Consider the following 23,797-nt stretch of genomic DNA (forward strand, 5'->3'; position numbering starts at 1 on the left):
TATTCTTTCGTGTTGTATATGTTAATGTATTATTATTAATTAGTAAGGTAAACAAGCCGCTAAGACTGCTCTTTTACATTACCGGTACGTTTTAGAACTCCCCAGCCTTCCAGCTCCCCTTTCAACGCCTTACGTACCGATCTGAATAAGACCAGGTACATCAATTGTCTCCAGTAAAAACGTTGCGGGATGATATAAATCAGTTTCTTATAAGACTCTTTCTCCATTCTGAAGGCGATTCCTGCAAAGAACAAATCTACCAGAATAAATACACAATAGAAGAAAAATACCTGTCCAAAACCATTATCAAGGCTTAATAAGCTACCCATTCCTTCTAAGGTAAGTGAATTTACGGAAGATAAAGAAAACAGCCCTGTTATAATAGAAAGCACCATAAAGAAATCTGCCAGCGGAGAAAACAGCGGAAGTATAATTTGATAGATCAGGATATTCGGCATCCCCACCATTCCAAAATACCCATATTTCTTATTCAGGATAGTTTTCCTGTTTTTCCAGAAACTCTGCATTACCCCAAAACTCCATCTCAGCCTTTGTTTCAATAACATGTTCACAGTTTCAGGAGCTTCCGTATAAGCAATCGCCGTATCACAATTTCTTACCGTATAACCAGCTCTTAAAATACGCATCGTTAAATCACAATCTTCCGCAAGTGTATCGGTTGTAAAACCACCAACTTCCAGGATAACCTGTTTTCTGAACGCGCCAATTGCCCCCGGCACCACAGTAATAGTATTTAAAATATCAAACGCCCTTCTGTCCATATTCTGAGCAGTAATGTACTCAATAGACTGCCAGTTTGTAATCAGGTTAATCTTGTTACCAACCTTTACCGTACCCGCTACAGCAGCAATTTCCTCGTCATAAAAATAACGCATCAATTCATGGATTGCATCAGTTTTCAGTTGTGTATCTGCATCAATACAAATCACAAAATCAGCCTCAGCAAGTGCAATACCAAAGTTCAAAGCAGACGCTTTACCCCCATTTGGTTTAGTATATATTTTGATATTCGGCAGCTGGCTGAAATGTTCCTTAACCAATTCTACAGTACGGTCAGAAGAACCATCATCCACAAAAATGAACTCTGCATTGGTATAAGTCGTTTTCAGCAAACTGTTTAAAGTTTGTACTACAGTCACCTCCTCATTATAAGCAGGGATGATGATACTCACTTTCATCACTGGATCTTTCAACAACAATAAACTATCTTTTTTACTTGATATTTTTTGTTTAACAGCTAAAATCGCAATAAAAATACTTCTCAGCATGGCTAAGATAATGGCCATGATAAACACGTAGTTTAAAATCAGTGTTCCGTAAGAGAACACATTCAGGAACAATGTATTTCCCGACATAATAAAACCATTTCCACCCGAATTAACCGGAGGCATCAGCTCATCTTTTTTCTTACCGATCAGATTTCCTATCGTTACAAATTCATAACCTTTATCCTTGAAATATTTGATAATTCTTGGCAGAGCTGCCACAGTAGCTGCGCGGTTACCACCAGCATCATGTAACAACAGCACGTTCCCGTTATCCTGGTACTTGACAACCGCGTTAAAGATTTCATCAGCACTAATTCCCGGGCGCCAATCCTGAGGGTCAATAGACTCCCCGATATTGATATAATTCTGATCCCTGCTTTGTGCTACCGGGAGAATCTCTGCCGAAGTTGAAGGCTCTGCATCCGCATTAAACGGAGGCCTGAACAAAATTGTACTATGTCCGGTTACAGACTCAATCAGTTTTCTTGTGGCATTCAACTCAAAATTCACCCTTTCCGGCCCTACTTTTGACATGTCGGGATGGAAAAAAGTATGGTTACCAATCTCATAACCCAGGTTAAACTCCTTCAATAGAAGCCCCATATTCTGCTCTGCCATAATCCCTACCACAAAGAAGCTGCCTGGTACCTTTTCCTTTTGTAAGATATCAATAATCTGAGGCGTATAAACCGGATCAGGTCCATCATCAAAAGTCAATACAATCTTTTTCTCTGCATGGCCATATCTGCGAATGGTATATTTTGTAGGAAGATCGACATAAATCTGATCCGCAATCACAAAATTCTGAGTATCCAGCTTCACATCAATCTTACCCTGTTTAGGCACTGATACTAAATCCAGGACCTCACCTTCACCAGAGTAATCAATTCTATCATTTAACCCGATATGAGTCAATCTTTTGATATCCACACCACTTTTTCTTACCGAATCGATACTCAGATCTTTAGAAATGAAAGACCATAATCTTGGATCTTCAGCCCCCATACGCCAGATCGCAATACCTGCAACATCCCAGTCGTCGGCTTTTCTGATCAGGTTAAAATTGGTTGCAGCATCCGTAAAATACACCTGGTGATGTAAACCAGACTCATCTGTATAATTATAATTCAGATTCGCTGAAATTGGGTCATACTTTATTTTCCCGCCATATCTGCTAGCATTGGCAATAGCCTGCTGATAGGTCACATTTTTTCCGACATCCTGATCCGGCCAGTCATATCCATAACAAGCAAGCGCAAGGATAACTTTTTCAGAAGAAATCTTTTCACATATTTTATCCAGCTGCTCCTCTACCCACTGTTGGTGAGAAACATCACCCGCATTACTACTTTCGCTATGCTGATCATAAGCCATTACAAAAATATAATCATTATACATTGATAAGATCTGCAAGTTATAATCATCATTTTCCGGAGAAATATCCTGTGTTACAATCAGGTTCTGCGCATGCAGCTTATCGTACAGGTTCTTTTGGAATTCGGCCAGTGGGGCATCAGACTTTTCTTTGATTTCTTCGAAGTCAATATTTACACCATGAAAACCGTATTTCTTTAGAGATTTAATCAGGTTAGCAATAAACCTGTTTTGTAAAGACTTATTTTGCAGCAACTTGTGGATTGCATTTCCATCAAAACGATCTTTACTAAAGTTGGAAACCATCGCGATGGCTACTTTTTTATGCTTATTGATCACTTGCATCGCCTCTACATTAACCTGATCAATCAGGGTATCTGCCCCATTCTTGATAAAGAAAGACTCTGTTACCACCATATCAAGCTGTTTGATATGATCTTTTAAATCGGTCAGTGACTGAGGATCCCAGTTCACATAAAAACCAGCATTGATCCTTGCTTTGTTATTCGGATGTTTAAGTCTGTTTAACTTTTGGTGCTCCTGTATACGCAGCAACCTTCTTTTAGAAATTTTGAAATCTGAATACGTTTTTGATTTCTTGATTTGCTCAATCTGTTTCTTGCTTAATGTAGCTGTACTATTGATAATGGGCAAATTCGGATAGTGATTGGATAGCAGCGTATAAGCTACACAAGCTGATGCAATAATAAATACAATAAGGAGCATCCTTGTTACCCATTGAAAAGTTATCCATCTGCTTTTCTTTGTGGTTTGAAAAATCTGTTTTTCGGGCATTTGAGAAATAAATAATTATTATTTAAGATAAAACTACAGCCATCCCCTGCTTGAGGCAAAGGGAAATATTGAGTGCGCTATAATTAAAAAAATCCTAATATTGCTCAAATATAAGGAGAATTTGACAAAAAAACCGGAGATAATGGGGAGATTTACCGAACCAGAATTAACGATGTCAGATCCAGCAGAAAAAACGCTTCAAAGAAAAATAATTCATATCGATATGGACGCATTTTATGCGACCGTAGAGCAGCGTGATTTCCCCGAATACAGAGGTAAACCTATTGTAGTAGGCGGCTCTCCTGATGGTCGTGGCGTAGTAGCGACGGCGAGTTATGAAGCGCGGGAATTTGGCATCCATTCGGCCATGTCGTCCCGTAAAGCCATACAACTCTGCCCACATGCCATATTCGTCTACCCCAGGTTTGATGCTTATAAAAGTGTATCGGTCAGTATTAGGGAGATCTTCAGACGTTATACAGATCTGATTGAGCCACTTTCATTGGATGAAGCTTTTTTAGATGTCACTACGGATAAATTAAATATCGGCTCTGCGCTTGAAATTGCTAAACAAATAAAAGATGCGATTAAAAACGAGCTTAACCTTTCAGCTTCAGCCGGGGTTTCCAGCAATAAATTTGTAGCCAAGATTGCTTCAGATATGAACAAACCAGACGGGCTGACCTTTATTGGCCCCTCTAAGATCAATGCTTTTATGGAACAGTTACCCGTAGAAAAATTCTTCGGTGTAGGTAAAGTTACAGCGGATAAAATGAAGAAGATGGGCCTGTATACCGGAGCAGATCTTAAAAAGCTGTCTGAACAGGAGCTGATCCGGAAATTCGGCAAAACAGGCAAATTCTATTATAAAATAGTAAGAGGGATTGATGACCGCCCGGTACAACCCCATCGTTTAACCAAATCGCTGAGTGTAGAAGATACTTTTGGAAAAGACCTCATATCCACAGAAGAACTGGTTGCAGAACTCGAACTCATTGCCGAAAAAGTAGCAGAAAGATTAGAGAAGAACAGGCTAAAAGGAAAAACCCTAACACTTAAAATCAAGTTTGACGATTTTAAACAGCTCACCAGAAACGTATCATTTTCTGCCGGGGTCTCTGATTATGCGACTATTATTACTTCAGCAAAAGAACTGCTGCTTAAAGTAGAAACTGAAGACCGGAAAATCCGTTTGCTGGGTATTACCCTAAGTAATTTTGGAACGCCAGTTAACTCTGGCAAATTTACAGATCCAGATCAGCTGGAATTATTCTAGCTTTTGCAGATTATGTTTTAATTTGCAAATTAATCACTCAATAAAAAGAAAATCAATTATATGGCACAGGTATTCATAGAAGAAAAAACATTTGAAAAGATAGACTTTAAAGTAAATCCGCTGGAAAAAGGCGAATATGAATATTGTACTTTCAAAAACTGCGATTTCTCCAATGCCGACCTTTCAAGCTTCGTTTTCCTGGAATGCGACTTTTCAGGTTGTAACCTGAGCCTGGCCAAGCTGACAAAAACAGCTTTACGGGGGATTAAATTTAAAGACAGTAAGTTATTAGGTCTGTCTTTTGACAGTTGTAATGAATTTGGCCTGGAGCTGACTTTTAACAACTGCACCTTAGATCATTGCTCCTTTTACCAGGTAAAGCTTAAAAAAACAACCTTTAAGGATTCCAGGATTCACCAGGCAGATTTTACCGAGGCCGATTTAAGCAGTTCTGTTTTTAACAACTGCGACCTCAACAGTACAACATTTGAAAATACCATACTGGAAAAAGCCGATTTCATTACTGCTTATAACTATACGCTTGATCCTGAATTGAACAGAATCAAAAAGGCTAAATTCTCTATGGCCGGAATAACCGGACTTTTAACGAAGTATGATATCGATATCAAAGCATAACAATTCTTCTGAAAAAACAAGCTACTTAAGGAATTACCTCAAACAACATGAACTGATTCTGCTCCTTCTCATTGAAGTTATTATCTGCTACAAAAATTAAAGTCTGATGTCCATTTGGCAAAACAGGCCCTATAGTTGCCCCTTCAATATTATCTATATAAATGCCCAGGTCATCCATGTTTAAAAGCATCTTCTTTTTTACAGGATGACTTGCCGGGTTTTCTTTCAGAGATTTTGTCGTTAAAATATTTGTTGCCCCCTTCAGCTCTGCCAGGAATACTTTAATAGAAGTTCCTTTCTGCCCTTCAGAATAAGAACGTTCAGTAACCAGCATACGGTGGTTACCCAGCCAAAGGATGTCAGGAATCCCATTAACATATTCCCCATCTGCTTTTAATGGCGGTAAAGCCACCGGCTCCAGCTCGTAAGCATATTGCCCGGTATTCTTTTTAGTCTTTAAATCAAACTGGTAAATTCTGACAAAGGCATTATTTCTGACACCTACCTCTGCACGCGGCCCATCCTGATACAAAGGTTCTTCCAGGTTTACATATAAAGTCCTGAAATTATCTGCAAAAGTAAGTCCTTCTAAAACCCCGTTTCTTCTGGGGCCGCTTTCTATACGCTGCATTCTCAGATTATCCGGCAAAGGAATAGAATCCACATATTTCCCATTGGTCGCAATAATATTGATAGTTGGATCAATCATTACGGTGTCCCCTGCTTTCATTACCCGGTCCCCCTCACTTGTCCAATACAAGTGCCTGGTTGCGCCATTGTAACGCATGGCTTCCGGATCTGTAGTCCGGGTGGCCCCTTTACTGAGTTTGGGATACGCAGAACCATCCTGCTGATAAAGCGTATTCACGGCTATCATACTGACATTATTGATTCCAGTAGCAGAAAGGGAGATTTTCGCTGTATAAAACCTGGCCGGATTGATCGCTGACCGGTCATCGCTGATCAGATAATAAACCTGTTTTACCGGATCAAAATCTATGGCAGATAAACCACCAACTGTGGTCCCTTCAAATTGCTGGTTATGTGGAAAAACATAAGTATTGATATACTTCAAACTACGCACTGAAGATAATACCTGCTGTTTGGGAATTACATTTTTAGTCACTGAACAACTGCCTAAAATTAAGGCAATTAGTAAGGCAAAGGCTATTTTGGAGCACTTTTCACGTTTTAACATAGCAATTGGATAAATGGAAATTTTATTGTCTCCACTAAAACGCCGCTAATATACGTTGAGAACCAAAATAAAAAAGGATGCTTATCAAATAAGCACCCTTTTTTAAAAATAACAATTAATTGATTAACTCATACTTATTAGCTCCTTCCTGGATAGTAAGTCTTCATATATAACACATCTTTTGCAGAGATAGTCGTGTTATTAGCTGCAATAGTTTTGTTGTTAGTTGTAAAACGAGCTTCAACCGGGTAATGCATAATTGATGAAGAATCATAGGCAGTGTAATTTAAGCCTGTTCTTGATTCTACGGCTAACACGTTGAAATCTACATCTGCTTTAGACCAGTTATTAGGAGGTCCCATGTAGTAATCATATACCGCCTGCGTATTCCATGGAATATTAGCATCAGGATGAGACTGCTCATGGTTAAGTCCTAAAGCGTGACCAAACTCATGTGTAACTGTTCTTCTGAATTCTGTGTCGCTGGTGCTGTCATTAAACCAGCCATAATTCATTGAAGGTGAGTAGTTTTTAGACTCCTTGCCTACATATGACCACGAACCGTCATTGGCAAAAGCAATTTTAATATCAGCCGCTGCGTTGTCTGCAACAAATGAAAAGGTAATGTTTGCAGAAGTTTCCCAGGTTTTAGCATACTGTTTTACTTTGCTGCGGACATAAGTTGATCCACCAATAAATTTCACTTTAATGGTACTTCCATTTGTCCAAAGTTGATTTGCGGGGCCGTTCGCCTCTGTTTGAGGGCCAGTGTGCACAGGCACTTTCATCTGGCAGGTAAAGCCGGTGTGTAATCCGGTTTCCTGAACCTTTTGATCGTCTTGAACTGGCGCTGAATTCTCAGCATTTTTCTTACAGCTGGTCAGGCAGAACAGCATAGCTGTACTGATCAGTAAAAATTTGTTTTTCATGGTAATAGGTTTAGTTGTATAGGTAACAGCAATTTATGAATAATATTTTTATTACAAAACAATATTTGACATTTCTCTTAATATTTTGTTTCAAATCGAATTGTTCTGTAATATTTAGAAAAAAAGTGGCGCTCAATTGATTGAGCGCCACTTCAAGCTAAATGCTGTTATTTATCAGTTAACTTCTGCCTGGGTAGTAAGTTTTCATATATAAAACATCTTTCGCTGAAATTGTAGTGTTATTGGCTGCGATAGTTGTATTGTTAGTAGTAAATTGAGCCTGTACCGCATAATGCATAATTGAAGTCGGATCATAGGCAGTATAGTTTAACCCTGTTCTTGATTCTACACTTAATACGTTAAAGTCAACCTGTGCTTTGGACCAGTTATTTGGTGGCCCCATATAGTAATTATAAACTGCCTGTGTATTCCATGGGATATTAGCATCAGGGTGAGACTGCTCATGGTTAAGCCCCAAAGCGTGACCAAATTCATGTGTAATTGTTCTTCTGAATTCTGTGTCACTTGTTGCATCAGTAAACCAGCCATAATTCATTGACGGTGAATACTGTTTAGAAGTTGTACCAATGTAAGACCAGGAGCCTCCGCTTGCAAATCCAACTTTAATATCAGCTGCTGCATTGTCTGCAACAAATGAAAAAGTAATATTAGCAGAAGCTTCCCAGCTTTTAGCATATTGTATAACTTTGTTACGAACGATGGTTGAACCACCAATAAACTTCACTTTAATAGTACTCCCGTTAGCCCATAATTTATTTGCCGGGCCATTAGCCTCTGTTACCGGGCCGCCCGGGGCCGGTTGTTTCATTTCGCAGGTAAAATCCTGATGTAATCCGGTTTCCTGTACTTTTTGATCGTTCCCGATTGGCGCTGAATTCTCAGCATTTTTCTTACAGCTAGTCAGGCAGAACAGCACGGCAGTACTGAACAATAGAAATTTGTTTTTCATAAAAATAGATTTAGTTGAATAGATGTAAAGCAATTTATGAAAAAATAATTCTAAAATTATATACTATTATAGATTATCCGTTAATGATTTCATAAAAGTCACTATGTTTTTCATTTCTATTTCCGTAAGATTTAAAGGTTTAGCAGAAAGCGTTTGCCCAGACAGGTTAAGTCCTAAACCTGCTCCGCCCCCTTTATTATAGAAATCCACCACCTGGTACAAATCCTTAAATGCGCCATTGTGCATATAAGGAGCAGTCTTTTCAATATTGCGTACGGTAGGGGTTTTAAATGCAGCCTCATAATAACTGATTGGGAAAAAGTTATACCTGCCCCGGTCATGATCTTGTTTCGGGTATTTAAAATCAGCATTCTCAGGAGCCCCAAGAACCTCATATTCAGTGAGTTTATAATAAGGAGGGATCAGTCCGTTGAAAAGCGGGGCGAAATGACAACTACCACATTGCCCCTTCCCCATAAACAGATTAAAGCCTTTCAATTGCCTGGCATTCATAGCCCGGCGGTCGCCATTTATATACCGGTCAAAAGCTGAGTTGCGGGGTGCAAGACTTTGTACATAGGCCGCCAATGCAGTCGCTATTGCATCTATATGGATTAAATTTCCTTTTAACAATGGAAATGAACCTTTAAAATCACGCTGATAAGCTGCTGACCTGCTGATTCTTTCCATGATCACCTGATGTTCTCCATTCATCTCCTGTGGATTAGCAATCACCGCTTTGACCTGTTCTTGCAGACTTTTGACACGACCATCCCAAAACTGGCTATATTGAAAGCCCGCATACAATAAGGTTGGTGCATTGCGCGGAACATTGCTTTTACCATCAAAAGCCACGCTGGTTTTCAATGGCTCGTTAAAATACTGATCCGGACGATGACAACTGCCGCAATTCCTTTTCAAATTGCCTGACAGTGCATTTTCCAGAAAGAGCTTTTTCCCCAAAGCAACCATTTTAGCATCCGTTTTTACTGCTCCGGGAAATACGTTCAAAGGGATAGCGTCCCGGCTAAAAATATGTTTAGCCTTATAATTCAGTGCACTTTGGGTATTCAGATCAGCTTTTGAAATCCTGATAAACCCTGATAACTGTTCTTGTAAAGGCAATGCATAAACTGTTAAAAATTCCATCCGGTCAAAACTGTCAAAATCCGGATGCTGATGTAAATAAGCCACTGTCTTATTCAAACCTTGAAGCAGGGAAAGCGATACGGGATCTGCTCGATTCAGCAAAGGTAAAAGGGCTTTTTGAACAGCACGGACACTCTGTTCTGCCTCCATTATCCCACTTTTCAATTCAGGCGCATCATATCCAGTAATACTTAAGGTTATCACCCTAACTAACTCTAAACGTAAACTTTCCAATAGCTGTTTATCAGTTGCAGTAAAACCATACAGTAAAGCTGGTAAATCTGAAGAGGAACTTGTGAGCAGCTCTGCCTGTGCAACTAATTCTTTTTGATGCATCAGAGGCTGAGCTTCGAATAACAGGGCTTCTATCACCTGGAATCCCGAAGGCTCCTGATATTCCATATAAGGCTCTTCTACCTCTACTTTTGCGGGTTTATTATAAATCAGCGAAGAACTCTGGAAAAAGTAGTCCATGAAAAAGGCGACTCTTTTATAAGCCAGGCGGCTATTTTTTAAAGCGTTTTTAGCACGGGTAATGCTTTGAGGATTTTCATTCAATGCTGTAACTGCCTTTTGCAGCTCATTTGTACTTTGTGCAAATAGCTTGAAATTGACTTTAATTTCCTCTACTAAAGGAATTAATCCTGTAGTGTCTGTTGATTTTTTTAAGCCTAAAACAACAGACAGACAGGTAATAAATAATAAAAACTGGATAACAAGCTTCAGTTTATTTCGGTACATGGGCTCCGGCAACTTTCTTAATGATCGTAAACTGATCGCGGATTTCTCCATCGGCACAAACCCATTTCAGTTCTAAACGGTTACCTTCTATTTCTAAAACACTTGCACCGCCATGTTCTGCATCAGAAAAATACATCGCATTGTGCGGATAGGTTGCTTGTTTACCCCCCAGTTTACCAGCAGAACCACTCACTACATAAACAGTCCCCTGGTTATGTGCGGGATCTTTCCGATAAGGCGCTGAATCCGGGCTTCCATCATTTTTTCCTGAAGAAGTACTCAGGTTATGTTTTTTAGCATCAAAGGTATTCGCAGGCCCATAATGCCCTTTCATCATTCTGCTGCGTTCATAATCATGACTATGACCGTTCAATACAAGATCTACTCCTTCACGCTCCATAATACGGATAAAATTTTCCCTGATTTTAACCAGTTCTTCTTCCTGATCAGAATTATGTGAACCCATAGTATAAGGCGGGTGATGCCAGAAAGCGACAACCCAGCCTTTGTTTTTATTGGCTGCCAGATCTTTTTTAATCCATTGCACCTGCGGGCCTAAAGTATCATATAAACGGTAGGTACGGTCTTCTTTTCCATAAGAGTCCAGAGAAAGGAAATGTATGTTTCCAATGTCAAAAGAGTAAAAGGCCTGTGTATGCGAAGGCACACCACCTGATTCTCCGTTAACAGGCATAGAGAAATTCTGGTAATAAGCAGTCTCATGAGTTTCCTGTGCATGTTTTTCCGTAAGATCAGTATCATGGTAATCATGATTTCCTGGCGTTGGGAACAAAGGATATTTTTTCAGCAGATCGTCTTTATAAATATTGAAAAACTTACTCTGAAATTCTGAATCTGTTCCATCAGAATAAGCATTATCCCCCAATAAAATCCAAGCAGTCAGATCTTTATCACCCGTATATTTAAGTACTTGTTCTTTTACCTTGCGCTGATTAATAGAATTGTCCCCGCAATCCCCCAAAGCAGCAATGCGGTAATGTCCAACTTTACCCGGTTCAGGTAAAGTAGTAAAGTAGTTATCCTGATTGCCTTGTAAAGTATCTTTAAGGCCACCAATTGAATAATAATAACGGGTAGCAGGCTTCAATCCTTTCAACTGTACACGATGCTCAGTTAATAGCGTAAGATCTTCAGCAGCCTGATCAAGTTTGGACGGGCTTGTTCCATACCGCACTTTACTTCTGGCAGAAACATCAGTTCTCCAGCGGATTAGTATCTCTGTACTGCTGGCCACTTGTAAATAAGGCCCTCGGATTAGCCTGACAGGTTCGGTTGCCGCACCTTTTTGTTTTACCTGTGCGCAGAGCATCACACTCAGCGCACAGGAGAAAAATAACAATACTGATTTTTTAAGCATTCTATCGGTTGATTTTAAGTTTTTTACCTGCTATATCTTCCCAACGGTAATAATGGAAGGTCTTGTCATCACTCATGACTACAAATAAACCATGTTTAAAAGTCTCATTCAGTGGAACATTAACTACCTCTGACCCATCACTATGATTTGCACTTACTTTTACTATTTTCAAAAGTTCATGTGCATAAGGATTTTTGGCTGTACCTGCTCTGTTAAAGATATGAAATTGGTTTGCCCCCTGATCTGACACTAAAATATAACCTTCATTAGCTGAGGTCTTATAAATAGAAATACCTTCATGATCTTCTTTAAAACCTGTGGTCGCAAATAATGCCAGTTGTTCATTTCCCTTTTCAGGATCGGCATAATATTGACGTACACCGAATTGTTCATCTGAGTAATAAATATAGCCCAGTTCATTATCTACTGCAATGGCTTCAATTTCCTTTTTACCGCTGTACTGACCAAACTTTCTAACCAGTTCTGCTTTAACGTGACCTGTTCCATCATCAGTTAACAGGTATTGCCATAGATAAGTACCGTCTTTAGGCCCCGTTTTACGGCCAACAATCGCATACATCTTTCCTGCTTTGCTGGTATAAATAGAAATCCCCATCAGATCTCTGAATTCGGGTGCTGTTTCTCCTTCAAATACCGGAAGGCCTCCATTGTCGACCGGCTTCAGGTCAGGCAAAGAAAATATCCGGAGTTTATGGGTAAAACGCTCTGTAGTAATGGCGATATCAGTCGCTTTACCATTGAGCTTCAGGCCATAAGCAACATCCACATTGTTCGGCCGTTTAAGACCTTTGACAACCAGGTTATGCTGGATCTTACCTTGTAAGTTAAAAACATATAATCCGCCTTCAGTTGCTTTGTCTGTACCAATGACCAGGCTTTTTGAAGCATCCTGAGGATTAACCCAGATTGCAGGGTCATCAGAATCGAATTGTACTTGCTCTGAGATGATTACAGGTTGAACTATTGCAGTATCTACAGCAACCGCCGTAGTATGGGTAATTTTCTGATTGCAGCCTGCCGCTAAAACCGGCAGGGCAAGCAAAAGAAATTTTGTAGGGTATCTTAACATAAATTGATTTGCTTAAGGCTGATTATTTTAATCCAAATGCGCCGATATTGACAGATGGTGCTGGTGAAGGATAAAGGATTCCGTTAACGGTTAATCCATCCGGGAAATTACGGACAAAGGCTACTGTTCCTTTATTCAATGCTGCTGAACCTGGCATTAAATGGAAGTCCCAGCTTTCATTTAATGTTGGGTTATCCGTAGCAGTATTGAGTGGGTAATTCACAAATTTCGGATCGTTCTCCCCTGCCACTTTACCAATCACATCATTTGTTCCGCCAACAATATCAGTCTTTGGCTGAAACTGATCAACTGTAGCCTGGCTGTATCCATAATATAAAGAATTTTTGAAAATTGAACGTTTATCTTCCGGAAGTTTCAGATCTCTTTTAATTCCGAAACGGGTATTAGCGAATAAATTATTATAAAGTTCTGCAAATACCGTAGATTCTAACCATACAGATCCACCTTTTGCAGTTGGTCTTCTCCAGCCGGTGTTCAACATCGTATTGTTATAAGCCACTACGTGTGCCTGCGGGGTACGATCACCAACATTGGAAAGTTTAAGTGCATTGGTATTGGTTGCGTAAAACAGGTTATAACTGATATCGGCCAAACATCCAGATTTGATATTAATTCCCTCACCACCTACTAAACCAGTGCTATAGAACCTGTTATTTGAAAAGATAATCTTTCCACCTTCTATATAAGTACAATCATCTCTGAAATACCTGAAAGTACTGTTAGTCACGACCAGTTTACCTTTTACATTTGAAAACCATAATGCCGGTGTATTTTCACCACTTTTAGCTTTGTATAAGCCCATTTTCACAGACGTTGAAGCTTCTGTAGTTGCACCGCCACCATATTCAATTGTCGTGTTATCCAGTAATAATTCTGTACAACTTGGTGCAGCAAGGATACCGCCCCAAAGCTTACCAAATTTATTCGCAGCAGTTCTATAATTCTCTTCTACTGTGATTTTAACCGGATTTGCAGCACTTCCCATGGAGTATAAATTCCCCAGAACGATAAATTCTGGTTTGGCGACCGTATCCATGATCACCGTTACACCCTCTTCGATAGTTAAAGTTTTAGTTGCAGGAACAATAATGTCTCCAGTTACCCGGACTACACTTCCTTTAGTCCATATCCCAAATACTTCACCCGAAACACCATTTCCATTTTGTGCAATCGGTGTCGTATCTACATCTATATTCGCTTTTTTACAGCTCGTAAATAGTGCAGCCATTAAGGCTGCTACTATGAATAATCTATTTAGTTTCATATACTTTTATATAATTCGTTTATAACTTATAGCGTAAGCCTATCAGGTAAGTTTGTTCGTAAAAATCTTTTCGGATCAGGGTTTCATTGCCTCCTTCTTTTTGTTTTGGCAAGTCTGCATTTAAACTGTTTTTACCTTTGATAAATAACTCGTTAGGTGTATTCAGCAAGTTTCCAGCTTTAATAAAAACACTGATGTTATTCTTGAATTTCTTCTCTACAGAAGCATCCATTTGGATGAATCCTTTTTGCCATAAATCATTGTCCACAAACTGAGAGATCGTATTGATTCTTTCACCTGTATAAGATCCTGCCAGTTGCGCATCCCAGCCATGTTTACTGTCTTTATAAATCAAAGATAGATTTCCGGTATGTGCAGACTGACCGAACAAAGGCCTGCTTTGCTCTACATTAATTAATTTAAGATCACCACTTTCAGTTCTGATCCTGCTGCTTTTATCGGTAGTGATTCTGGAATGTGTATAAGTGTAATTAGCTTTAATCCCTATTTTATTGAAGAACTTGATATAATCTACTTCTAAACCGTAATTTTTAGCCGTTCCAAAATTACCAGGTGTATAATACTGATCCTGTCCCCTGGTCGCATCTGCCTGTATAGTATATTCAATCGGATCTTTGATGTTCTTATAAAACGCACCTGCCAATAACTGATCAGTGTTGTTCGGGAACAATTCATAACGTAAATCAAAGTTATCAGCAATAGCACGTTTCAAATCCGGATTACCACGTTCCTGATATTCTTCAGTCACAGTTTTTGAAGGCACAATCTCATAAAATCCAGGACGGTTCAGAGAGCGGAAATAAGTTGCTCTTAAGTTTTCATTTTTACTCAGGCCATATTTCAGGTTCAGACTTGGAAGCAGGTCTGTATAGACCTGGCTACCAGCCGGATTTGACTCTCCCGCAGGAAATAACAGGTTGTATCCTTGATTGGTATGCTCTACTCTTGCCCCGCCGATTACTTCCAGTTTCGCGATTTTAAAATTGAACATTCCATATCCAGCTGTAGTTTTTTCAGAAGCATCATAAGTCAATGGATTGGCTACTGCCCCTTTTGGATTCTGAACCTCCCAGTTAATGTCTGTATAGTTCATGAAATCAGTTCCGTATAAGCCTGCTCTGTTTAATGGATAAAGGACGTAGTTATTATAGAAACTGCCTCTTTGTTTATCTCTGTAAAGCCCGCCACCTGTAAAATCAACTTTTGTACCTGCAATATCTGCCGTATAAGTAATGTCCAGATAACCCGCTTTGTCTTCATCTGTGTTTCTTGACCATCTGTGATCACTTTCTTTAGCTGTGGTCCGGTTATCCAGAAAATTTCTGCGTGTTCCGTTTAACGTGATCGTTGTTTCATCCGGAATATCATTTTTAGCCGTAGAGTAAACTGCTGACCATTGTACTTTTAATTTCTTCGGAATCAGTATATGTTCACCATGCAAAGTGCTGTTATAAATTTGCTGCTCTGTATATCTTGAACGCGTTGCATAAGAGATCTCTGCGCTCCCTGTTGCTGCATTGTATTCTGAAGTAGAGAAATTTGTTGTGATCTGATCACGTGTCTGTATACTGGTCAGGTTCACATAAGAGTTAACCAGCGACAGTTTATTTCTATCATTAAAATTATAATCTATTTTACCGTGTAATCCGTAACGTTTCTGCTGTTCGCTAAACTGTCTTTCGGCCATAGAAGTAATTCTTGAAAACTTATCTGTTTCTGCAACAGTTGAGTTAAAGAAAGTACTGTTTGTACCACGGTATGTATTCTGATAACTGCCTGCAATTAATACGCCCAGTTTGTTATTTAAAAAGCGTTGTCCAATAGAAATACCACCTACCAGGTTAGGATCTGCCTGTTTTGCTTTGTAATCCACTGTTCCTTTGGAAAAATCGGCTGCTTTAGCTTCATAAGCTCTGCCATTATTTTCATAAGGAGATTTCGAATTGATTGCACCTGCATCAAAAGCAAGAAATTTACGGTCAAAAAGCATCTGGCTGTAACCTGTAGCCAAATTTGCATTCACTTGCAATTTAGAAGGTGCATCTTTCATGACCATATTAACCACACCACCCACGGCATCACCTTCCATATTTGGTGTCAATGACTTATAAACTTCCAAACGCTCCAGTAATTCTGAAGGAAAAATATCCAGAGGTACATATCTGAATTTGTTATCAGGACTTGGTATTTTGATACCATTTACCAAAGTATAGTTATACCTTTTGTCCATTCCGCGAAGAATAGCATATTGCCCGTCTCCATTATTGCTTCTTTCAATGGTTACGCCCGACACCCTTTGTATGGCATTGGCTACCGTTAAATCCGGGGAAATTTCCATTGCCCTTCCAGAAACCACATTCATCACCTGCATAGATTTCTGCTCTATTTTTCTGGCTGTACGTTCTGTAGAACCTTCCTGTTTAGCTGCAATCACAATTTCACTCAGGTCATTGGTATTGTCTTCACTCAGATACACATTAAGCGAAGGATTATGTTCCTTGTCTACTTCAATCTGTTTGGTAAAGCTTTTATAACTGATATAAGAAACCTTAATAGTAAAAGTTCCTGCCTTCACGTGTTTGAACTCGAAAGAACCGTCCAAACCTGTCTGGGTTGTTTGTGTTGTGTTTTCCAGCTTAACCGAAGCACCAATCAAGGCTTCCCCGGTCCGATGGTCGTACACATGTCCTTTAATGTTACCGGCTTTTGCCACCGCTATGCTTAAGAATAAGCAAAGAATCGTTTGTAAAATTAATTTCATTGTTCAAATTGTTTGTTTGTGAGCGTGTTGTTTTTTCGCTGTGACAAAAGTGTGTTATCATTTCTCAGCAGACTAAAAATCACCGTGTACAAAATGTAAACACCGTGAACCGGACTGTATACAAAGCGCATACAGCGTATACACACCTATCATAACCAATTGATTTTCATATAATTAAAAAGAACAAAGCCGCCGTTATCATTCAGTTAGCGTAACATTAAGGAATTGTTAATAGCCGAAATTTGATTTTTGTAGTCAGATCCGATCCCGTTCTTAAGCAAATCAAATTGTCTGAATGAAGGTGCTTAAATTATCTCCCTGACCGATATTCAGTTTTTTTCGCAGCCGGTACCTGGCTACTCTCAGGCTATCCTGAGAAATACCGAAGATTACGGCCATGTCTTTGGAACTCATATTCATTTTTAGCAGGGCGATTAACCGGATATCATTTACAGTCAGTTCTTCGCAATGCGCCTTAAGGTTATCAAAAAATGACTGGTGCAATTGTTCGAATACCTGGGTAAAATCTTTCCACTGCTGGTCATGATTGATATTCTGGTTTAATTGTCTGACCAATTGCTGCAATTGCTTTTTCTGATCCCGTTTATCTTCTTTGATCATCTCATCGAGCTTGGTACGTAAACTATCCAGAAAATTATTATGCTGTATCACTTGTAAAGTATGCGTAGTGAGCTCCCTGCTTTTAAGCTCTAATTGTTCCTGCTGCGCCTGGTTAAGCTGCTCATTTTTTTCTGCGATGGCCTTGTTTTCCCTCAGCTTCAGCCGCTGACGGGAGATCGTCAGTATGCCCATGACAATCAGCAGCAGAATAACCACAACTACTGCTATACTGATAATCAGGTTTACCTTTTTGCTGTTTTCCAAAGCGGCAATTTCATCGTTTTTCTTATCTATATTATAGATGATCTGTAAAAAGGACATTTGCTTATTACTTTCATCAGAATACAGGTGGAGCACATGTTTACGGCTCAGTTCCATATAATAATAGGCACTATCATTTTGTCCGGTCAGGTTATAGGATTTAGCAATATCCCGGTAGGCAGAAGCCTGCTGATATTCATTTTTGGTAGCGATGGACAAACTTAAAGCAGTCCTTGTATATTTCAACCCTTGTTTATAATCACCAGTTTTACGAAAAATATCACCCAGATTATTGATCACTTCAATACTGGAAACTTCGTTGTTTACGGCTTTGTATAATTTCAGAGATGCATCGAAGTAATATTTCGCGGAATCATAACGAACCAGATCTTCGTGAATACTCCCCAGGTTCTCATAGATTTTAGCTTCTCCCTGTTTATATCCTGCCAGCTGGTACTCTTTTAAAGCATGCCGCTGATAATAAAAAGCACTATCATAACGCTGTTCTTTCTCATACAAATGACCAATATGTCCGTAAGTCTCTCCTAATCCTATATGATTATGCGTCATTTTATAAAGCTTCAACGCCTGATCATACTGCTTTCTGGAAGACTTTTTATTGAAGTTCTGCTCATAGACTACTCCCATATCATTCAGATTATCAGCCAGTAAGTCTTGTTCGCTAAGCTGTTTGAATAACTTATCTGCTTGCTGATGGTATTCCAGAGATTGCGCATAATGCCCCTGGGCGTAACATATTTTCCCCATCTGCTGCAAGCACATTCCAATAATCTTCTTGTTATTGTCTATCAGCGCCTGATGATAAAGCTTTTTCAGCTGGATAAATGCAGAATCCGGGAAACGGTTACTCAGCGCTAAAGTATGTTTAAGTTCTTGTTCAGGACCTGATTTTGCCTCAGCTTTGCTCAGATGAAATAAACAGATGAATAGTAAAATCGAGGTTTTAAGATATAATTTGCAATTGACAGCTATCATTGGAGAACAATTAAACAGCCGCTTGATTGGAGATCCGGCCCCTGCAAAGGAAGCCTTCTAGTGTTAATACAATGTTAAGCCAATGGTAATGAATACTGAAATGTTAGGTTTTGTTTAATAACATGATAACATTAATTGTACAAAATAAGAAATAAAAGATTTAAATTTAGGCATAGGTATTGATATACATTCCATACTAAAACTATTTAACACAGATTATATGCTCAGACACACCTATTACGATCAGAACGAAACGAATATGCCGGAAAACAAATTGATCGACTTACAAGAATATTACGAGATTGAATATTGGTCTAAAAGATTTGGTGTAACACCAGAATTATTAAAGCGCGCAGTAAAAGAATCAGACAGTGCTGTCGCTGACGAAGTAGAAAAATATATCAGAACTAAATACGCTTAATAAAAAGGCGCTCCATTACATTAAAGGAGAAAACAGACGACTTAACTTTTCAGGAAACTGTTTATATAAAGGTCTTTTTTCCCACTCTTCAGGATTAATCTGTATCGCATCTTTCAGATCCTGATAGAATATTTTTGTCATTTCCTGAGCGGTATGACTATCGTAAATGACACTGTTCACCTCAAAGTTCAGTTCGAAACTTCTATTGTCCATATTGGCGGTTCCAATTACAGATAATTGCTGATCTGACACCATTGTTTTCGCATGGATAAAACCTTTCTGATATTCATAAATCTCTACCCCTGCGCTCATCAGATCGCCATAATAAGACTTCCCTGCGGCAGAAACCATTCTTGAATCCGATACTCCGGGAACCAATAAAACTACTTTTACGCCACTCAGTGCCGCCACAACAAGTGCATCCAGTAAACTTTCGCCCGGAATAAAATAAGGTGTCGTGATTAAAATTTCTTTCTCTGCCATCCCTATCGCCTGTATTAATGAAAACAGAATGGTAGGATTGTCTGAGTCAGGTCCGCTTGCAGCAATCTGCATCACCGCATTTTCACCGTTTTCCTGGGAGGCCGAGAAGAAATCTTTTTGCGGAACAAGTTCTTCATCTGCACAAAAATTCCAGTCACAGATAAACAGGTACTGGAGATAATAGATCCCTGGACCTGTTATTTTTAAATGCGTATCCCTCCAATAAAGCTGATTTGGGCGTTTTGGACTATTGATATAACGGTCACTGACATTAATTCCGCCCGTAAATGCAATATTTCCGTCAATGACAATGATTTTGCGGTGATTTCTGTAATTAATCCGGTTGGCTAGTGCAATAAACAAGATCTTATAAAATGGATAGGCCTGTACTCCCGCATCAATCAATTCGGGAACAACCTTTTTACGGATGCTGCTGCTGCCAAAATCGTCATAGATTAAACGTACCTGCACTCCTGCCCTTGATTTCTCCATTAAAATATCTTTGATCGCATTGCCTATTTCATCATCTTCATAAATATAATATTCAATATGGATGTGATGTTTTGCCTGTTTTAAAGCTTCCAGTACCGCAGGAAATTTCTCTTCCCCATTTTTTAAGATCTCCACTTTATTATTTCCGGTCAGGTTACTCAATCCATCATTCAAAAGGAGTTTAACCAATTTCTGATATTTCAGGAGTTCAACAGGCACGCTGTTCCATGTCTTTTCAGATTCTTTTAAAATCTGCTTTTCAATGTGACGTTGCATCAGTTCATTCTTAACGATCTTTTTGCTGTATAGTTTTCGCTTGCGGTAATTGGTTCCCACGCAGAAATAGATGATAATCCCCAATACTGGAAAAAAAACAGTTAGCATCAGGTAAGCCAGGGTTTTACTGGTTGAATTGGTATCATAAATAATGCGCAGACAGGTTGCGATAACAACCAGAGTATAAACAATTTCCAATAAGAGTATCCAGCTGATTTCTTGCATATTATTTTAAAAAGATAGCGTAAAGCATATTCCCCAAATGTAACCAAAGATTTAATTCTGCTGTCCACAGATTTACATTTTAAGGTGGACAAAAATAAATAGTAGTCATTCAGTATCAACAGATTGAGTATTTGGCTATTTCATCTGAAAAAAGCAAACCTTGGCATAAAATTGGTGGTATAATTTTCAATTAACGAAACTCATAACCAATGAATAAGAAAATTTTAATATTTGATGACGATCAGGAGGTACTTACTGCAATGGAGTCATTACTTGATTTTGTAGATTGGGATTTAATTACCTTTTCAACCGGCCAGGATGCCCTAAAGAAAATTGAAAGGGAAAGCCCTGATTTAATTCTGATGGATGTCGAATTAGATGGATTTGATGGCAGGGAAATTTGCAGGTCAATCAAAGAAAACCAGGCACTGCAACATATCCCTATCATCCTTATTTCAGGGCAGCTCCGTCCCGAAATGATCATAGATACGGAGTTTGGCCCGGACGATTTTTTACCAAAACCATTTAATATTGGTGATCTGATTGATAAAGTCTATTTTCAGCTGGCTTCTTAAATTTACAATGCGTCCAGCGCTTTTAAAATTGTGGAGCAGGCTTTCCTGATCTCTTCTTCAGTGATAATTAATGGAGGAGCAACCCTTAAGGCTGTTTCACAATGTAAAAACCAGTCTATAATAATACCATCAGCGGCACAAAGCTGGCTTACTTTTTCTACTTGCTCAAAACTGTCCAGTTGAATACTCATCATTAATCCCTTACCCCTAACCTCACGGATGAGCTGGTGAACGAGTAATGTTTTAAATAATTCCCCTTTTGCAGCTACACCAGCTACCAGATTTTCTTCCAGGATAACTTCCAGACTTGCCAGACCGGCTACGCTCGATACCGGATGTCCGCCAAAAGTAGTAATATGCCCAAGAATAGGATTTTCTTTGAGCACCCCCATCACTTCCCTGTTAGCGATAAATGCCCCAATTGGCATTCCGCCTCCCAATGCTTTGGCCAGCAGCAGGATGTCTGGTACAATATCATAATGTTCAAAAGCGAAGAGTTTTCCTGTACGGCCAAACGCGGCTTGTATTTCATCCAGAATAAGTAGAGTACCAGTCGCAGTACATTTATTCCTTAGTTTTTGCATATAAGTTTTAGAAGCTACCCTGATTCCTGCCTCTCCCTGTACCGTCTCCATAATCACACAGGCTGTATTTTTAGTGATCAGCTCCAGGTCTTCTTCTTTGCCATAGGTTATAAAACGAACATCAGGCAGCAAAGGACGGTATTTCTGTTTAAAGTGTTCATTGCCCATTACGCTTAAAGCACCGTGTGTACTGCCATGATAGGCATGATGACAGGAAATAATTTCGGACCTTCCAGTATAACGCTTCGCTAATTTTAGCGCTCCTTCTGTGGCTTCCGTTCCCGAATTGACAAAGTATACGTTATTCAGCTTTGAAGGCAGCACACTGATCAGTTTTTCTGCAAACCTGACCATCGGAGATTGTACAAATTCACCATAAACAGTAAGGTGAAGGTATTTATCCAGTTGTGCTCTGATCGCATCCAGTACTTTTGGATTTCTATGTCCAATATTGCTGACTGCAAATCCAGAAACAAGATCCATATAACTTTTCCCGTTTAAATCATACAAATACATTCCCTCTGCATGGTCAACTTCAAGCATATTCGGACTGGTAGATGTTTGGGCGTTATTACGTAAAAAAAGTTCTTTGTGACTGATCATTGGATTTTCTGAATTTTGCGGTAAAACTACTTATAATTTAAACAGGCTCTAAGGAAAAGAAGATCTTTTCCTTGTAAAAATCGGTAAGGCGTTTAGAATTTCAGGCTAAATATATGGTGCTCTGCCTGGTAGCTGTAACTCAGCTTATACTGATAAAGATTGCAGATTTGACTGGTAATGGCTAGTCCCAGCCCGGTCCCTTCAGAAGAAGCATCTTTATAAAACCTTTCAAACACACTATGACCATTCAGTGCTTTTTGTGATCCGGTATTGGAGATGGTAAGCAACCCGGTTTGCAGCGCTATTTTTATTTTTCCATGCTGCTTGTTATGCCTGATGGCATTGTTGATCAGGTTATTCAGCAGAATATCTGCCAGATATTTACTCATATGTAACTGCTGGGGCTCCAGGTACTTTTCCACTTCAATCTCATTGGCAATAAATAGTTCATTGAATTGGCGAAGCTTTTGCGCCAGTAAAACATCCAGTGCTATATCTTCCTCATCCTTAATCAGGTTATTCTCAATTTTGGCCAGTAATAACAACGATTGATTGAGCCGGGATAATTTATTGACCGCCAGATAAACATCCTCGATCAATTCTCCCTGTTTATCTGTTAACGATTCTGTTTGGATCAGTGTATCAAGTTTAGAGTTAATGACTGCTAAAGGGGTCATCATTTCATGCGAAGCATTATCGGTAAAACTTTTCAGTTCTTTGTAGTCTTGTCTGACCCTGGAAGACATAGAAATCACGGATTGATTTAATTCCTGAAATTCATCAATCTGAGTATGCTGCACTGAAAACTCATTTTTATCAGCCAGATTAAAGGCTTTGAGTTGTTTAAGCATCTCATAAAATGGACGCCACAAGCTACTGAGGACAAATCGATTAACTACTGTCAAACTAATCAGTAACAATACAATTATCCCGAGGGTAATCAGAAAAATAAGCCTTACCAGATCTTCTGCTTCCAGACTGGATTTGGTGATAGTGACTGCGTAATCTTTTTCACCAAGTTTAACCGATGTATTCAGGCTGCGTCCTGGTTCTGTTTCTTTTTCCTCCGGATTATAGTACCAGGTATTACTAAAGCCCCTGTCTGTGGTATCCCCTTTTTTTAATTCATGATAGGTTACCTTCTGATCTTTAAAGTCACTGGGCAAAGGCAGTTTATGATATTCACGGACACTGGCCAGAATTTCTTCTTCTTCAATTTTAAGGTCGTTGTCCAGCTTATTGGTTAAGATATAGTGGATAGCAAAATAATAAATAGCCCCGCTTAACACCAATATGATGAGTGAAGTGAAGAGATTTACCCTGTTATATTTTTGTGCTAATCTCATCCTTCTTTTGATATGACTCTTA

17 protein-coding genes are annotated in these 23,797 nt (G+C 39.2%); 4 read left to right on the forward strand and 13 right to left on the reverse strand.

Annotated elements, in window-relative coordinates; all coding sequences use genetic code 11:
- Positions 1-59: 59 nt before the first annotated feature.
- A complete protein-coding gene (locus HDE70_RS09185; protein WP_183889520.1) occupies positions 60-3,458 on the reverse strand; it encodes a glycosyltransferase in 3,399 nt (1,132 codons plus the stop codon).
- A gap of 142 nt (positions 3,459-3,600) precedes the next feature.
- On the opposite strand from HDE70_RS09185, the gene dinB reads away from it, so the two are divergent.
- Together dinB and HDE70_RS09195 are read left to right on the forward strand one after the other, a co-directional pair.
- Positions 3,601-4,734, forward strand: a complete 1,134-nt coding sequence (gene dinB, locus HDE70_RS09190) for a DNA polymerase IV (RefSeq protein ID WP_260160209.1) — start codon at positions 3,601-3,603, stop codon at positions 4,732-4,734.
- 60 nt (positions 4,735-4,794) lie between these two features.
- The gene (locus HDE70_RS09195) at positions 4,795-5,370 is read left to right on the forward strand and encodes a pentapeptide repeat-containing protein (RefSeq protein ID WP_183867077.1); all 576 of its coding nucleotides are present in this window, start codon (positions 4,795-4,797) and stop codon (positions 5,368-5,370) included.
- Positions 5,371-5,395: 25 nt separating this feature from the next.
- On the opposite strand, the gene HDE70_RS09200 is transcribed toward HDE70_RS09195, so the two are convergent.
- The 9 genes from HDE70_RS09200 to HDE70_RS09240 all read right to left on the reverse strand — a co-directional run bounded on the left by HDE70_RS09200 (position 5,396) and on the right by HDE70_RS09240 (position 18,770).
- On the reverse strand, positions 5,396-6,568 hold the full coding sequence (locus tag HDE70_RS09200; protein WP_183889522.1) for an esterase-like activity of phytase family protein: 1,173 nt from the start codon (positions 6,566-6,568) through the stop codon (positions 5,396-5,398).
- 137 nt (positions 6,569-6,705) lie between these two features.
- Positions 6,706-7,497 carry a M12 family metallopeptidase gene (locus HDE70_RS09205; RefSeq protein WP_183867075.1) on the reverse strand — a complete coding sequence of 264 codons (792 nt, stop codon included), beginning with the start codon at positions 7,495-7,497 and terminating at the stop codon, positions 6,706-6,708.
- Between the two features lie 178 nt (positions 7,498-7,675).
- Positions 7,676-8,467 (reverse strand): M12 family metallopeptidase, encoded by a 792-nt coding sequence (locus tag HDE70_RS09210; RefSeq protein ID WP_183867074.1) that lies wholly within the window; start codon positions 8,465-8,467, stop codon positions 7,676-7,678.
- A gap of 66 nt (positions 8,468-8,533) precedes the next feature.
- Positions 8,534-10,357 (reverse strand): cytochrome c peroxidase, encoded by a 1,824-nt coding sequence (locus tag HDE70_RS09215; RefSeq protein ID WP_221302025.1) that lies wholly within the window; start codon positions 10,355-10,357, stop codon positions 8,534-8,536.
- Positions 10,344-11,735, reverse strand: a complete 1,392-nt coding sequence (locus HDE70_RS09220) for a purple acid phosphatase family protein (protein WP_221302026.1) — start codon at positions 11,733-11,735, stop codon at positions 10,344-10,346. Before HDE70_RS09220 ends, HDE70_RS09215 begins: the two co-directional genes overlap by 14 nt.
- Position 11,736: 1 nt before the next feature.
- Positions 11,737-12,825: a phytase gene (locus HDE70_RS09225; protein ID WP_183889524.1), complete on the reverse strand. Its 1,089-nt coding sequence runs from the start codon at positions 12,823-12,825 to the stop codon at positions 11,737-11,739.
- 22 nt (positions 12,826-12,847) lie between these two features.
- Positions 12,848-14,110, reverse strand: a complete 1,263-nt coding sequence (locus HDE70_RS09230) for a right-handed parallel beta-helix repeat-containing protein (protein ID WP_183867072.1) — start codon at positions 14,108-14,110, stop codon at positions 12,848-12,850.
- Positions 14,111-14,129: 19 nt separating this feature from the next.
- Entirely contained in the window at positions 14,130-16,892 is a 2,763-nt protein-coding gene (locus HDE70_RS09235; protein WP_183889526.1) for a TonB-dependent receptor, read from the reverse strand.
- 282 nt (positions 16,893-17,174) lie between these two features.
- The gene (locus HDE70_RS09240; RefSeq protein ID WP_183867070.1) at positions 17,175-18,770 is read right to left on the reverse strand and encodes a tetratricopeptide repeat protein; all 1,596 of its coding nucleotides are present in this window, start codon (positions 18,768-18,770) and stop codon (positions 17,175-17,177) included.
- 220 nt (positions 18,771-18,990) lie between these two features.
- On the opposite strand from HDE70_RS09240, the gene HDE70_RS09245 reads away from it, so the two are divergent.
- On the forward strand, positions 18,991-19,191 hold the full coding sequence (locus tag HDE70_RS09245; protein ID WP_221270626.1) for a DUF3606 domain-containing protein: 201 nt from the start codon (positions 18,991-18,993) through the stop codon (positions 19,189-19,191).
- Positions 19,192-19,206: 15 nt separating this feature from the next.
- Here the strand turns inward: HDE70_RS09245 and cls are convergent, their stop codons facing one another.
- Entirely contained in the window at positions 19,207-20,667 is a 1,461-nt protein-coding gene (cls, locus tag HDE70_RS09250; RefSeq protein WP_183889528.1) for a cardiolipin synthase, read from the reverse strand.
- Positions 20,668-20,876: 209 nt separating this feature from the next.
- Between cls and HDE70_RS09255 the strand changes: the two genes are divergently transcribed.
- Positions 20,877-21,242, forward strand: a complete 366-nt coding sequence (locus tag HDE70_RS09255; RefSeq protein ID WP_183867068.1) for a PleD family two-component system response regulator — start codon at positions 20,877-20,879, stop codon at positions 21,240-21,242.
- Positions 21,243-21,244: 2 nt separating this feature from the next.
- On the opposite strand, the gene HDE70_RS09260 is transcribed toward HDE70_RS09255, so the two are convergent.
- The gene (locus tag HDE70_RS09260; protein WP_183889530.1) at positions 21,245-22,429 is read right to left on the reverse strand and encodes an aspartate aminotransferase family protein; all 1,185 of its coding nucleotides are present in this window, start codon (positions 22,427-22,429) and stop codon (positions 21,245-21,247) included.
- A 92-nt stretch (positions 22,430-22,521) separates the two neighbouring features.
- The gene (locus tag HDE70_RS09265; protein WP_183889532.1) at positions 22,522-23,775 is read right to left on the reverse strand and encodes a sensor histidine kinase; all 1,254 of its coding nucleotides are present in this window, start codon (positions 23,773-23,775) and stop codon (positions 22,522-22,524) included.
- Positions 23,776-23,797 lie beyond the last annotated feature (22 nt).

Source organism: Pedobacter cryoconitis, assembly GCF_014200595.1.
Classification (GTDB): domain Bacteria; phylum Bacteroidota; class Bacteroidia; order Sphingobacteriales; family Sphingobacteriaceae; genus Pedobacter; species Pedobacter cryoconitis_C.